The following is a 13,644-nucleotide window of genomic DNA, read 5'->3' as shown; positions in this document are numbered from 1 at the left end:
CATTCAGACTCCGAATATTCGTTCAACCGACCGCGCCTTCCAGGCTGATGCTCAAGAGCTTCTGCGCCTCGACGGCGAACTCCATGGGGAGTTCGTTGAAGACCTCCTTGCAGAAGCCGTTGACGATCATGGACACCGCGTCTTCCTCGGTCAGGCCGCGGGAGCGACAGTAGAAGAGCTGGTCGTCACTGATCTTGGAGGTCGTCGCCTCATGCTCCATCTTCGCGGACGGATGCTTGACCTCGATGTAAGGAAAGGTATTGGCCGTGCAGCGGTCACCGATGAGCAGTGAATCGCACTGGGTGTGATTGCGCGCGCCCGCGGCGCGCTGCCCGATCCGAACCAGCCCCCGATACGTCTGCCGGCCCTCGCCGGCGGAGATGCCCTTGGAGACAATGGTCGAACTGGTGTTCTTGCCGATGTGGATCATCTTGGTGCCGGTATCCGCCTGCTGACGGCCCTTGGTCACGGCGACCGAATAGAACTCGCCCACCGAGTCGTCGCCGCGCAGCAGGCAGCTGGGGTATTTCCAGGTGATGGCCGAGCCGGTTTCGACCTGGGTCCAGGAGATCTTCGAGCGTGCCCCCCGGCAGTCGCCCCGCTTGGTCACGAAGTTATAGATGCCGCCCTTGCCCTGGGCGTCGCCGGGATACCAGTTCTGCACCGTCGAATACTTGATCTCCGCGTCTTCCATGGCGATCAGCTCGACGACCGCGGCGTGCAGCTGATTCTCGTCCCTCTGGGGCGCGGTGCAGCCTTCCAGGTAGCTCACGTAGCTGCCCGCTTCCGCGACGATGAGCGTGCGCTCGAACTGCCCGGTATTCCGCGCGTTGATGCGGAAATAGGTACTGAGCTCCATGGGGCAGCGCACGCCCTTGGGGATGTAGACGAAGGTGCCGTCACTGAAGACGGCTGCATTGAGCGCCGCATAGTAGTTGTCGGTGTGCGGGACGACCGAGCCGATATGCTGCTTCACCAGCTCAGGGTAGTCGTGGAGCGCCTCCGAGATGGAGCAGAAGATGACGCCCGCCTCGGCCAGGGTCGCGCGGAACGTGGTCGCAACGGAGACGCTGTCGAAGACGGCGTCCACCGCGATCCCCGCCAGGGCCTTCTGCTCTTCGATCGGGATGCCGAGTTTGTTGTAGGTCTCGATCAGCAGCGGGTCGATCTCGTCGAGGCTCTTCGGCGCGTCTTCCGGTCGCTTCGGCGCCGAGAAATAGGAGATCGCCTGGAAGTCGATCTTCGGGTAGTGCACCGCCGGCCACTGCGGCTCGGTCATCGTCAGCCAGTGGCGGTAGGCCTTGAGGCGCGCCTCGGTCATGAACTCCGGCTCACCCTTGCGCGCGGAGATCGCGCGAACCACGTCCTCGTCGAGACCTGGAGGCAAGGTATCGGACGCAATCTCGGTGGCGAAACCGTGCTCGTACTCCGATCTGACGATGTCATCGACGGCTTGGGTTGAGGTCATCGCTCCTGGCTCCGTGTTTCTGAGTGTTTTGCTAGGTTATTAATATACGTCCGCTCGGGATCGAATCAAATCCCCCCAGGCGAGATGTTTGACGCGAACCCCGCGGGCTGCGGGGCAGATTCCGTCTGAAAACCAGGATTTCAAGCTGAACGGCGATGGTGCGGCGCTCACCCGTCGAGGCGCGATCGAAGGCACGGCAGAACGTGCTGGAAGAAGGATGCCTGAGCTGAGATTCCTGAATCACTGTCCGATTATATTCTGACTCTTTCACTTTGCTCAAAGGCCGACATGCTCAACGGGGTCCGAGCACCATCGGATTCGGCTCAGAGGCATCCGTTCCCCCATTGCACGGAGCCGCTCGCCCGCCCCCCAAGAGTCCGGAGTCGTCCTGTGGTAGAGTGCCCGCCAGGATTTACGGAGAGCCCGTCCATGTTGAAAACGCCTGCCAAGACGCACCTCGTCACCCTGACCGCTGCCGCCCTGATCGCCGTGCTCATGGCCGGCTGCGAAGGCATCATGCCGCGGACGACGGCACCTCCGCCGACGGGGGAGGTGGACAGCGCCTGCATCTCGCAGTGCGACCTGAAGAAGAGCCAGTGCGAGGAACGCCAACTGCTACGTGAGCAGGATTGTCAGCAGTATCAGAGCCAATTCAAGGCATCGGGAAGGGCCTGCGAGACGCGCTACGGTTCCTATTGCGTTCAGCCGGTCGGCTGCCTCGGCGCGGATGTCAGCATCTGCGAAACCGAACTCCGAGAGTGCGCTCTGGACTGTCGGCCCATCGCCACCCCACAACCGACGCCGACCAGCGAGCAGGAAGACCCCATGACCGACCCCGGCGCGGATGCGCGCCCGCGCGAGCCGAGTTGATGGCACATGCCGGATGCCGAACGCGGGGATGATAAGGGCCTGCAGCGCGCCATTTTCGGAACCGCCTGACGCCATCCGCCGCGAACAGCCGACGCACCGCGCGAGCCGCAATGATGGCGTGGACTCGCGGCTCTCGAATGAGCACTGATTCCGACCTCAGACATCCTCGATCTCTTCATCCTTACGCCGCGGCAAATTGCGCTTTGCCGGCGCGGCATCGATCACCTGAAGCGCGCGCTCCTCGGCCGCCAGGCGTCTTGAACTGATGAGCTTCTCTTGACGGGCGCGAACCGTATAGCCCAAGGCCGCGCCGCCCGCCGCCGTCAGCGTCACCAGCCCCAGCGTCATGAACTGGGCGAGCATCATGGCGACACCGACCCCCACGGCCCCACCGACCACGACGCCGGTCTTCAGGCTCATTCCCGCGGAGGCACGCCGACCCGCTTTCGCCGCCATCCGCTCGCTGTCACGGGTCGCCTTGACGCGCTGCTGCTCGGCCCGCACGCGGATCTTCTCGCGCTCCTTGGAATACCGCTCGCTGACCTTGGAGACGACGCGGTGCCGATCCGCATAGACGATGGTGTTGAACCAGAGCGCAACGACGACGCCGAATGAGGCACCCAGCAAGACGAAGAGCGGCCATGTCGTCGTCCAATCAGTGCTCACCGCCGTATAGGCAAGGAGCAGGGTCAAGCCTTGCAGGAGGAAGATGCCGATGACAAAACGGACCAGGCTTCCCAGACCAAAAGGAATGATGTTCATGACTGAATCAGATCGCCTCCTTGGGCGTTGACAGCATGCGCTCATTGAGCGCGGCGGATGATCGGCTCAGGAAAGCCCTTGCCCACTCGGACCAATCACTGACGAGGCCCCACCCCAGAGCACTGAGTGGTCATTGCCAAGCCCCATTGAGCAGTGGTCGCTTGCCGAAAAATCGACGGATTGACAGCATGCTGGAGGACTGGCCAGACGCTCAAGAGCGGCATCATCGCATCGAGACAACCGACCAAGCCTGATCGGCGGCGCACGCGAGAGAGCCGCCCCCAGTCGACCAGGCGCTAGGCGAAGTCACCGAGCATGAAGACCCAGGTGCTCGCATCCACCTTGACGCCTTGATTGCCGGCAGCCCTGACGGGCAACCCGAGCAGACGTTCGCGGATCAAGGACAGACTCTCCGGCCGGCCGCTCATCTCGGCCGGAATGGGCCGATCGAAGGCATCGACGACACCATAGACATTCTCGGGCCCCAGATCCGAAAGATCCGTGATCAGCCAGGGCACGGTCGAATCGGACGGCAACAGGCTGGGCTCCAAGGTCGCAACCAGAAAAGGCCCGGCGCCCTTGTCCAGGCGGGCGGCCAAGGCGCGGTGACCCTCGTGACGCAAGGTCTGGATGAGGTGGCGGCGCATGACGTCGGCAAGGTCCGCGGCCGACTGATCGACGAGCGGCGTGCCGATCCGCTCCGGGTTGATCGGAACCAGGAAGACGTGCGCCTCGGCGCTCGGCCCACCGTCCTCGCCGTCGGCCGCCGAAACATAGGTTTCGAGCATCCGGAAGAACTCGCTGTAGCGCGCCACGTCCTCCCCGCGCGGATGCGTGAAACCGCGCCCGGAGAGCACGAAGGTGTAGATCCCATAACCGGGGATCGCCTCCTCGTAGAGCCGGTTGAGCGCCACGGCCGTGACCAGCTTGCTGCCCTCCGCCACGGAGGGGAAGTAGAGCATGCCATAGGAGGGCGGATCCTCCTGGGCGAGACCCTGCTCGACCTCGGCCAGTCCAGTGCGACGGGCCAATCCGGCCGCCGCGGCCGACTCGATCTGACGACTGGCCCGCTCGCCCTCGATCATGCGGGCACGTTCGACCACGGCATCCAGCGCCTCTCGTCCGCCCTGGGCGACCATTTCCTCCACCACGTCGCTGACGCCCCCGCAATTGCCCTTCAAAAGGGCTTGCGTCGCAGCGGCCGGATGGACGGCGGAGAAGTCGAGATCGGCGACCAATGCGCGCAGGATCTCCGACTCACCACGGCTGCGTGCGCCCTCACAGGCCTGCGACACTTCGCGTTCGAGCTGACGCGGATCATGACTATAGATATAGGAGCCCGCGCCAACCCGTAGCGATTGCGCCGGATCGCGCACCGCCGTCGACACGGGACGCATGGGCGAGATCGCCTCGTCGGCGGCGCCAAGGTCCGCCGCAGGTGGCTTCGGTGCCTCCCTGAAACCGGCACCGTCAGCCGCCGCGGGGTCGCGACTCACCTCTGGCAGGGAGCCACACCCAAGCAGCGGAAGCGTCAACGCAATGAGAAGCATCCGCCCCAGTCGGGGCAGTAGAGGCTGCCGACGACGGGCGTCAGCCGGCAAGACGGTCGACACAAAAGAGGTTGCGTTCATGGGGTTGAAACGTGGCTGACTTAGAGCCCAACAGCACTGTTCGTGCATCATACCGGATAGAGAGATCCGATCCGTGGTTGATTTTTACGCATCGACTGACATGCTCATAATGACCAAGGATAAGCCCCCCACCCACAAGCATGACATCACGAGCCCGAGCCACGCCGAAGATTGGCCCCATCCGCCGCGCCTCGTGGACAGCGAGCGGACCCGAGTGAACATGCGAGACCAGGAGGCATGATGCACGAAAGCACGCGACCTCAACTGATCGATCACATCCGCTCGATGTGCACACCCAGACACCCACAGCCGGCCAGAATCACGCCTCGCACCGAATCCCTTCCCTTTATCCGGGCCGTTCTCTTCGACATCTGCGGGACGCTCCTGGTTTCCAGCCAACCCAAGGACGCGCTGAGCCTCGCGCCACAGCCTGTCGATGCCTTCGCGTCGGCCCTGCAGGCTGCGGGCTGGAGCGACGTGCGTCTCCCCCAGGACTTCGATCCCGCCGCGGTGTTCTCGCAGCAGAGGGAATCCGCCTTGGCCGCCAAGCGCGCGGAAGGCATCGACGTTCCCGAGATCGATTTCCGCTCACTCTGGCGCGAAGTGCTCGCGCACCTGACCAACCGCTCACCCAAGAAGCTGGACGCGGCGGCGGTCGAGCGTTTCGCCATTGAGCTGGAATGCCGCATCAATCCCCCGTGGCCGATGCCAGGACTGACCGAGACCCTTGCGGCCCTGCGTTCGCGCGGATGCAGCCTCGGCATCCTCGCCAACAGCCAGTTCTTCACGCCCATCATGTTCGAGGCCGTAGTCGGTCGATCTCTGGCGGCGGCCGGATTCGCGCCCAGCACCTGCATCCTGTCTCACGAGATCGCAGTGGCGAAGCCCTCGCCACGCATCTTTGAGGAGGCTGTGATCGCGCTGGAGAACGAATTCGCGATCCTCAGCGACGAGGTCCTCTACGTCAGCAGCACGCTCCTGCAGGACATCAAACCCGCCGCGGAGGTGGGTTTCAGGACCGCGCTCTTCGCCGGAAACGCCAGCGCCCCGGAACTCCGCGACCTTGTCAGCGACGCCACGACAGAGGATCCGCCGGATCGGATCTTGACCGATCTGCGACAGCTCATGGAGGTGATTCCGCCCGCCAAGCGCAGGGACAAGACGCGTCATCTCGACCTGGAAGCGGACCTCGACGGCGACGATTGAGCCTAGCGACGGCGGCAAGAGGCGCCGCCGCCGGCCCATGGCCACCCGGGCGGAGGGACGATCACCGAGGCACCCGCGGCGCCCTCCGCCTCGCACCGCCAGCTCAAGCCCTCAAAAAGGCCAGATCCATTCGTCGACCTCCGGCTTATCGATGCCGTGCTCGTGGGCGTAGTTGCGGCACTCGATCTGCATATCGCGCAGCTTCTCTTTCACATGCGCCCCGGCTACCTGTAGCCGCGGCACCCGGTTGATGACGTCGATGGCCAGGCTGAAGCGGTCGATCTCGTTGTTGATCGCCAGCTCCAGCGGGGTGTTGATGTTGCCCTTCTCCTTGTAGCCACGCACATGGAAGTGGGCGTGATTGGTGCGCCGATAGGCGAGCCGGTGGATCAGCCAGGGGTAGCCGTGGAAGTTGAAGATGACGGGCCGATCCTTGGTAAAAAGGCTGTCGAAATCGGCATCGCTCAGACCGTGCGGATGCTCGCCCGCAGGTTGCAGCTTGAAGAGATCCACGACATTGATGAAACGGATCTTGATGTCCGGGAAGTGCTCGCGCAGCAGGGCCGTGGCCGCGAGCGCCTCCTGCGTCGGGATGTCGCCGCAGCCGGCCAGCACGGCGTCGGGCTCCGCGCCCTGATCGTTGCTCGCCCACTCCCAGATGCCGATGCCCTTGGTGCAGTGCTTGATGGCCGCGTCCATGTCCAGAAACTGCAGATGGCTCTGTTTGTCCGCGACGATGACGTTGATGTCGTCGCGGCTCTGCAGACAGTGGTTCACCGTCGAGAGCAGGGTATTGACGTCCGGCGGGAGGTAGATCCGGGTGACCTCCGGATTCTTGTTGACCACCACGTCGAGGAAGCCCGGATCCTGGTGCGTGAAGCCGTTGTGATCCTGGCGCCAGACGGTGGACGTGATGAGCAGATTCAGCGAGGAGATGCGCGCGCGCCAGGGGATGTCCTCGCAGATGGCCAGCCACTTGGCGTGCTGGTTGTACATGCTGTCGATGACGTGGACGAAGGCCTCATAGGTGGCGAAAAAACCATGGCGCCCGGTGAGCACATAGCCTTCGTACCAGCCCTCGAGGGTGTGCTCGGACAGCATCTCCATCACGCGACCGTCGGGTGAGAGTTCGCCGCCATCGGCGTCCTCGGGCCTGTAGTCGCAGAGCCAGAGCTTCTTGCTGACCTCGTAGATGGCGTCGAGCTTGTTGGAGGTGTTCTCGTCCGGGCCGAAGACGCGGAAATTGTCCATGTTCTTGGCCATGATGTCGCGCAGTAGGGCGCCGGTCGGCTTGGTGTTCATGTGCCGTGTCGTGCCGGGCGCCTCGACCGGAATGGCATAGTCGCGGAAGTCCGGCATGCGCAGCGCCCGGCGTAGCAGGCCGCCGTTGGCGTGGGGGCTGGCGCTCATGCGCAGATTGCCCGCTGGTGCGAGGGCCTTGAGCTCGGGGATGAGGCGCCCGGTCGCATCGAAGAGCGTCTCGGGCTTGTAGCTCTTCATCCAATCCTCGAGCTGCTTGAGGTGCGCCGGGTTGTTGTGCATCCCCGACAAAGGCACCTGGTGCGCGCGCCAGAAGCCTTCCACCTTATGCCCGTCGACGGACTCGGGTCCGGTCCAGCCCTTGGGAGTGCGCAGAACGATCATCGGCCACTGACAGCGGCTCGCCTGACCATCGGCGCGCGCCGCGCGCTGGAAGCCGCGGATCTGCGCGTAGCAGGCATCCAGCGTCTCGGCCATCGCCAGGTGCATCGCCATGGGGTCGTCGCCCTCGACGAAGTGCGGGGTCCAACCGTAACCGCGCAAGAGGTCCGCCAACTCCGTATTCGGGATCCGCGACAAGAGCGTCGGGTTGTTGATCTTGTAGCCGTTGAGGTGAAGGATCGGCAGAACCGCGCCGTCGCGGATCGGATTGAGGAACTTACTCGAATGCCAAGAGGTGGCGAGCGGCCCCGTCTCGGCCTCGCCATCGCCGACGGCAACAGCGACCAAGAGGTCCGGATTATCGAAGGCCGCACCGAAGGCGTGCGAAATGGAATAGCCCAACTCGCCGCCCTCGTGGATGGAGCCCGGTGTCTCCGGCGTGCAGTGCGAGCCGATGCCGCCGGGGAAAGAGAATTGCTTGAAGAAGGCCCTGAGCCCCTCCTCGTCCTCGCTCTTGTTGGGATAGATCTCCGAATAGGTGCCTTCCAGATAGACGGGAGCCAGCACGCCGGGTGCCCCGTGACCGGGTCCGGCCAGGAAGATCGCCTCCTGCTGGTGGGCGTTGATGATGCGATTCAGGTGCACATACATGAAGGCAAGCCCAGGACTCGCGCCCCAATGACCCAAGAGACGGGTCTTGAGATGCTCCTCCTTCAGCGGCTCCTTGAGCAGCGGATTGTCGCGCAGATAGATCATGCCGACGGCCAAGTAGCAGCAGGCGCGCCAATAGGCGTCCATCTTGGCCAAGACATCCGGCGAGACGGGGGTTGTGGGGAAGTCTGACGCGGATCCGGTAGCGTGCATGATGCTGTCCTCTGGGATCGGGTGGAAGGAAACGCCAACATCGACCGGGAGTCCATCGGGCCTGGACCGAAGGGCTACCAAAGCTGACCACGGCCAGCCCGGCCGCCATGCCGAGACGCACTGTCAATGGGTTCGAACAGGGAGCCAGACCGATAGGGGCAAAGTCGCCCTTAAGGCTCCGCGGATAGCCGTCACCCTTCATGACAGCGGCGGTGATGCGTTGTTCCATGAAGGTTTCGAGACATCGAGGCACCAGCGCCCATCAGCGCCACCTGCGCGCCGAGCCTGGCTGGGGACGCGCCACGAACGCCCCATACCCAACCGCGGAGAGGCAATCCGCCAAGACGCTGGAGCACGGCTGTCGCGCGCCCGACGGCACGCGCGTCCGGGATCGCCGCTCGCGAGGTCAGTAGAGACACCACTTTACAGCCAAGCCTTATTTGCAAATAATAGTCACTCGCATTCGCATCAAAGGAGAGCACGACAGATCATGGAGTCACGCGGGACACGCAAGAACCGGCCATCGCATCAACCAAGCGTAGCAGCGCCATTGCCGATCGACTGCATCATGCGCCGCCCATGCCCCCGAGAATGCAGATCCGGCTAAGACGGCTCAATCCTTCAAGCCTTTTCTTTCACATCGCTTTCTTTCACATCGAGCATTCGCCACGGCGCTGCCGTGACGCCCGATACACAGGTTCGGAGACAGTCACCCATGAAGAAACCACTCGGAACGGCCACAATCGCGCTGCTGATGGCCAGCCCCGCCGCCGTTTCGGCCGAAAGTCTGGAAACCCGCTTGGAACGGCTCGAATCCCGTACCGCGGAACTGGAGGCCAACACACAACGCCAGGAGCCGGATCCCGCCGAGCGGAAGGCGAGGACCGAGGGCGAGCCCGAGCGCCTCAAGCCATTGAGCGAGGAACTGAGCGCCTCCGGACTGCGCCAGATGATCGGTGGGTTGATCGAAGTCGAGGCGTTTCATGTCTCACCCTATGAAGGCGATGACGAGAGCGACATCGTCCTCGCGACCTTCGAACTCGGCATCTCAGCCCAGATCAACCACTGGGTGGAGGCCACCGCCTCGCTCCTCTACGAGCAGGACGAGACGGACCTCGAGGTCGACGTCGCCTACCTCAGCATCGCCAACGCCGAGGCCTCGCCATTCTTCCTGAGCGCCGGTCAGCTCTATGTTCCCTTCGGCAGCTTCGAGACCAATCTGGTCTCAGACCCGCTGACGCTCGAGATCGGCGAGAGCCGCGAGACCGCATTGCAAGTGGGCTTCGTCGCGGGAGACGTCCTCGGCAGCCTCTATGTCTTCAACGGTGACAACAGCATCGAGGGCGAGAGCACGATCGGCAGCTGGGGCGCCAACCTCGGCTACGCGCATGAGGAGCAGGAGCGCGCCTGGGCCTTCGGCGTCGGCTACATCAACGACCTCGGCGATTCCGACACCCTCCAGGACGCCACCAACGACAACCGCGTCACGGCGCTCGATGCGCAGCTCGCGGAAGGCATGGACACAACCGGGTTCAACGTCGATCCCACAAGACGCGTCGGCGGCTGGACCCTCAACGCCTCCACGGCCATCGGCCCCTTCAACCTCATCGGCGAATACCTCTCGGCCACCGATCACTTCGACGTCGACAGCCTGGCCTACCGGGGTGCCGGCGCAAAACCCGCGGCCTGGAACATCGAAGCCGGTTTCAGCTTCCCCGTCCTGGGACGCGCGTCCGTGGCCGCGATCGCCTACCAAGGAACGCAGGAGGCACTGGCGCTCGAGCTACCGGAAGAGCGCTGGCTGGTCGGCTGGTCGATCGCGCTCTTCGAGCAAACCTCGCTCTCGTTTCAATGGGCGCACGATCGCGACTACAGCGAATCCAATGGCGGAACCGGCGAGTCCGCGGATACCATCACCGCTCAATTGGCGGTCGAATTCTAGGAGACTCTCCGACGCGGTCGGCAGACAGCGGACCGACAGGGACCGTTCTCCCACGTCCACGGCGGACTCACCCGAAGTCCGATCGCCGCCCCGCTCCGCGCGGCTTCCGACACAGGCTCAACGGCGTCCGCAGAGCCACTCGAAACCAGCGATCGAGGAAGATCGATGCGCAAGCGCTTCATCCTGTTCATTGCCCTGCTCGGCATGCCCGCCCTCCTCTTCGGAGCGGAGCCGATCCGAGTCTTCGTCACCATCCTGCCCGAGCAGACCTTCGTCGAGCGCGTCGGCGGACCCCATGTGGCGGTCGAGGCTCTCGTCAGGCCGGGCTTCAGTCCGCACGCCTATGAGCCGACGCCCAACCAGATCACGCATCTCGCCAAGGCGGACGTCTATTTCGGGATCGGACTGCCGTTCGAGTCGGCGTGGAAGACGCGGATCCGCGCGGTCAATCCCGAGATCCACTTCGTCGATCTGAGCGAAGGCATTCGACATCGGCAACTGGAGGCGCATGACGACGACCCTCGGGACGCGCACGCCGACCACCACGACCACGCCAGCTCAGAGCAAGATCCGCATCTCTGGACCAGTCCCCCACTGGTGATCGACATGGCGGAGCGGATCGCCGCCACCCTCGCCGCGATCGACCCCGCCCATGCGGCGGACTACGCGGCCCGGTTGGCTGGCTTCAAGGCGGAGCTGGATCAACTGGATCACGACATCAGGGCCGAGCTTGCCGGACTCAGCCACCGCCGCTTCATGGTCTACCATCCGGCGTGGGGCTATTTCGCCGACACCTACGGACTCACGCAGATCCCGATCGAGGCAGAGGGCAAGGAGCCAGGCCCACAACAGCTGACCACCCTGATCGACCAGGCGCGCCGCGAGGACGTTCGCGTCATCTTCGTCCAACCGCAGTTCGCCAAGAAGGCCGCCGAGCAGATCGCGCGCGAGATCGGCGGACGGGTGGAAGTCGTCGACAACCTCGCGCCCGACTATATCGCCACCATGCGGAAGGTGGCCGCGCTCATCGCCTCAGCCAATCGATGACCGCGCCGCTACGCCGAGCAGCCTAAAGGAGGGAGACTTCAGCCGGTCCTCTCGCCATGGCGCCAGGCGCAGCTCCAAATATCCCTCGCGAACCTCGGGGCGACGGCACCGCATCGCCGCCGCGGGCGGGAAGCGCCGATACAGACCCCGGATTCGGGGGCCTGCGTCGCGTTGACAGCCACCAAAGCCCGCGTAGAATACGGGCCAGGCACGGCCAACCACTCGTAAACTGTTATTTTTATTAACACTTCATTGGTCACACAAATCTCGCGCAGTCTTCGACAGCGTGGAGAAGAGACTGGGCACGAGAGCGGTTGTCCGCGCCAGGTGCGCGGTCACAATCGGAGCCAACGCGCATTAGGAGCGAAAGCACTGCGTCCGCGGGATCAGAATCCATCAAGAATGAAAGGAGCATTGAATGCTTAGCAGAAGTCGATCATCGCGCATCCTGATTGCAGCCTCATTGAGCTCAACCCTACTCGCGGGCTGCTCCGGCATGCAGGCGACCCCCATGATGCCTACCTACCCGGCCCAGATTGGCAGCGGCGGTGTCTCGCCCGGCGAGGAAAACGCCTGCCGCCAGCAGGCCTATGCCGCGGCTGACAAGGCCAAGCAGGACAACGTCACCAAGGAGGTTGCCTTCACGGCCGTGGGAACCATCGCCGGCGCCGTGATCGGCAATCAGATCAACGTCCCCAGTGGCGGCGGACATGGCCCAGGCCCACGCGGGCCGCGTGGTCCTGGCGGTCCAGGTGGCCCCGGTGGTCCGGGTCGGCCCAAGACGCAGGACATGGCCGGGGCCGGGGCAGTCGCCGGCGCCGCCACCGGAGCGGCATTGAGCCAGGGCAGCCTGCAGGACACCCAGCAGATCTACGACGTCACGTACAACAACTGCATCCAGTCCTACCTCAACTACCGCTGAGGCCCATCGCGGACTCAGCGCACCAAGCAGCCTCTCGCCTCGGCCCCGCTCGCAGTCTCCGAGCTGGCGAACCGAGGCGGCGGGGCACCGTCCCGCCCCCGTTCGCGCCGATATCCATCAGCCCGACCTGCCGTCGTCCTGACAAACAGCGGACATCCACACCATGAATCCGCCGCCGCGAGCGGCTCGGGCGCGGGTCCATGGCGAGAAGTCGGGCTTTGCGCCATGATGCGGCCAACCACGTTCGCACTCCGTGATGATCCGCACCCTTTTCGCGGCGATTCAACGCAGGTGGCTCAGATGCTTTTGCTACACTGACCAGCGCTGCGGTGGGCGCACCCCCATCGCGCCTCCGACACCAGGGAGACCCCGCACTCATGGAAACCAACCCGCCCTATCAGGCCCAATTCGCCGAGCCGGACAGCCTCTTCGTCGAGGTCGATGGCTTCCGACTCCACTACAAGCGCTTCGGGTCTGGGCCGACCTTGATCCTGCTGCTGCACGGCAGCTTCCTGAGCCTGAGATCATGGCGCGAGGTCACTCAGCCGCTCGCCCAGCAGGCAACCGTCGTCGCCTTCGATCGCCCGGTGTGCGGACTCACCTCGCGACCGCTGCCCCAGGCAACCGACCCATCGCCCTACAGCGCGGACGCCCAAGCCGACCTGGTTGCACACCTGATCGAGGCACTGGGTTTCCAGCAGGCCGTGCTGGTGGGGAGCTCGACCGGCGGAACCATTGCCGTGCTGACCGCCCTGCGCCATCCGCAGCGGGTGCGGGCACTCGTGCTGGTCGGCGCCATGATCTTCAGCGGCTATGCGACTAGCGAGGTCCCGGCGCCCGTGCTGGCGATGATGAAGGGGCTGCGCCCGCTCTTCTCGCGGATCATGAAACTGATGATCGTCCGGCTCTACGACAAGGCGATCCGCAAGTTCTGGCACCACCAGGAACGGCTGCCGGGCACCGTCATCCAGACCTACAAGCAGGAGTTCATGCTGGGGCCTTGGGACCAGGCCTTTTTCGAACTCTTCCTGGCGACCCGGCGGCTCCATCTGGACGGACAGCTAGGGCGCATCGGGGTCCCGACGCTGGTGATCACCGGCGAGCACGATCGCGCCGTCAAACCGGACGAAAGCCGCCGCCTGGCCTCTGAGATACCGGGCGCCAGTCTCGCCGTCATCCCGGACTGCGGCCATCTCCCCCAAGAGGAGTGCCCGGACGCCTTCCTGACGGCCATCCAGGGCTTCCTACTGGAGGCCAGTCGGCTCGCCCCCAGCGGCTGAACCGCCGCGCC

Annotated in this window: 10 protein-coding genes; 6 read left to right on the top strand and 4 right to left on the bottom strand. The window is 64.3% G+C overall.

Going from position 1 to position 13,644, the window contains the following annotated elements:
* Positions 1–22: 22 nt before the first annotated feature.
* On the bottom strand, positions 23–1,468 hold the full coding sequence (sufB, locus tag CKO23_RS01205) for a Fe-S cluster assembly protein SufB (protein WP_200327917.1): 1,446 nt from the start codon (positions 1,466–1,468) through the stop codon (positions 23–25).
* Positions 1,469–1,897: 429 nt separating this feature from the next.
* Here sufB and CKO23_RS01200 point away from each other — a divergent pair, with 429 nt between their 5' ends.
* Positions 1,898–2,338: a hypothetical protein gene (locus CKO23_RS01200; RefSeq protein ID WP_200327916.1), complete on the top strand. Its 441-nt coding sequence runs from the start codon at positions 1,898–1,900 to the stop codon at positions 2,336–2,338.
* A 156-nt stretch (positions 2,339–2,494) separates the two neighbouring features.
* On the opposite strand, the gene CKO23_RS01195 is transcribed toward CKO23_RS01200, so the two are convergent.
* Together CKO23_RS01195 and CKO23_RS01190 are read right to left on the bottom strand one after the other, a co-directional pair.
* Positions 2,495–3,100 (bottom strand): hypothetical protein, encoded by a 606-nt coding sequence (locus CKO23_RS01195; RefSeq protein WP_200327915.1) that lies wholly within the window; start codon positions 3,098–3,100, stop codon positions 2,495–2,497.
* 296 nt (positions 3,101–3,396) lie between these two features.
* Positions 3,397–4,650: a hypothetical protein gene (locus tag CKO23_RS01190; RefSeq protein ID WP_200327914.1), complete on the bottom strand. Its 1,254-nt coding sequence runs from the start codon at positions 4,648–4,650 to the stop codon at positions 3,397–3,399.
* 321 nt (positions 4,651–4,971) lie between these two features.
* On the opposite strand from CKO23_RS01190, the gene CKO23_RS01185 reads away from it, so the two are divergent.
* The gene (locus CKO23_RS01185) at positions 4,972–5,937 is read left to right on the top strand and encodes an HAD family hydrolase (RefSeq protein WP_200327913.1); all 966 of its coding nucleotides are present in this window, start codon (positions 4,972–4,974) and stop codon (positions 5,935–5,937) included.
* Between the two features lie 111 nt (positions 5,938–6,048).
* Here the strand turns inward: CKO23_RS01185 and CKO23_RS01180 are convergent, their stop codons facing one another.
* The gene (locus CKO23_RS01180; protein WP_200327912.1) at positions 6,049–8,442 is read right to left on the bottom strand and encodes a phosphoketolase family protein; all 2,394 of its coding nucleotides are present in this window, start codon (positions 8,440–8,442) and stop codon (positions 6,049–6,051) included.
* Positions 8,443–9,157: 715 nt separating this feature from the next.
* On the opposite strand from CKO23_RS01180, the gene CKO23_RS01175 reads away from it, so the two are divergent.
* From CKO23_RS01175 to CKO23_RS01160, 4 genes are all read left to right on the top strand, one after another.
* Positions 9,158–10,384: an LbtU family siderophore porin gene (locus CKO23_RS01175; RefSeq protein WP_200327911.1), complete on the top strand. Its 1,227-nt coding sequence runs from the start codon at positions 9,158–9,160 to the stop codon at positions 10,382–10,384.
* Positions 10,385–10,549: 165 nt separating this feature from the next.
* Positions 10,550–11,431 carry a metal ABC transporter solute-binding protein, Zn/Mn family gene (locus CKO23_RS01170; RefSeq protein ID WP_200327910.1) on the top strand — a complete coding sequence of 294 codons (882 nt, stop codon included), beginning with the start codon at positions 10,550–10,552 and terminating at the stop codon, positions 11,429–11,431.
* Positions 11,432–11,942: 511 nt separating this feature from the next.
* Positions 11,943–12,353, top strand: a complete 411-nt coding sequence (locus tag CKO23_RS01165; protein ID WP_200327909.1) for a YMGG-like glycine zipper-containing protein — start codon at positions 11,943–11,945, stop codon at positions 12,351–12,353.
* 377 nt (positions 12,354–12,730) lie between these two features.
* Entirely contained in the window at positions 12,731–13,633 is a 903-nt protein-coding gene (locus CKO23_RS01160) for an alpha/beta fold hydrolase (protein WP_200327908.1), read from the top strand.
* Positions 13,634–13,644 lie beyond the last annotated feature (11 nt).

The sequence above is a fragment of the Thiocystis violacea genome, from assembly GCF_016583565.1.
GTDB lineage: Bacteria > Pseudomonadota > Gammaproteobacteria > Chromatiales > Chromatiaceae > Thiorhodococcus > Thiorhodococcus violaceus_A.
The sequence above is the reverse complement of the archived record's forward strand: the minus strand, read 5'-3'. Positions and strand labels throughout refer to the sequence as shown.

Excerpts from the sequence above, each read along its gene's own strand:
- CKO23_RS01190 (WP_200327914.1), bottom strand. The coding sequence starts at position 4,650 with ATGCTTCTCATTGCGTTGACGCTTCCGCTGCTTGGGTGTGGCTCCCTG.
- sufB (WP_200327917.1), bottom strand. The coding sequence starts at position 1,468 with ATGACCTCAACCCAAGCCGTCGATGACATCGTCAGATCGGAGTACGAG.
- CKO23_RS01185 (WP_200327913.1), top strand. The coding sequence starts at position 4,972 with ATGCACGAAAGCACGCGACCTCAACTGATCGATCACATCCGCTCGATG.
- CKO23_RS01200 (WP_200327916.1), top strand. The coding sequence starts at position 1,898 with ATGTTGAAAACGCCTGCCAAGACGCACCTCGTCACCCTGACCGCTGCC.
- CKO23_RS01165 (WP_200327909.1), top strand. The coding sequence starts at position 11,943 with ATGATGCCTACCTACCCGGCCCAGATTGGCAGCGGCGGTGTCTCGCCC.
- CKO23_RS01180 (WP_200327912.1), bottom strand. The coding sequence starts at position 8,442 with ATGCACGCTACCGGATCCGCGTCAGACTTCCCCACAACCCCCGTCTCG.
- CKO23_RS01160 (WP_200327908.1), top strand. The coding sequence starts at position 12,731 with ATGGAAACCAACCCGCCCTATCAGGCCCAATTCGCCGAGCCGGACAGC.
- CKO23_RS01175 (WP_200327911.1), top strand. The coding sequence starts at position 9,158 with ATGAAGAAACCACTCGGAACGGCCACAATCGCGCTGCTGATGGCCAGC.
- CKO23_RS01195 (WP_200327915.1), bottom strand. The coding sequence starts at position 3,100 with ATGAACATCATTCCTTTTGGTCTGGGAAGCCTGGTCCGTTTTGTCATC.
- CKO23_RS01170 (WP_200327910.1), top strand. The coding sequence starts at position 10,550 with ATGCGCAAGCGCTTCATCCTGTTCATTGCCCTGCTCGGCATGCCCGCC.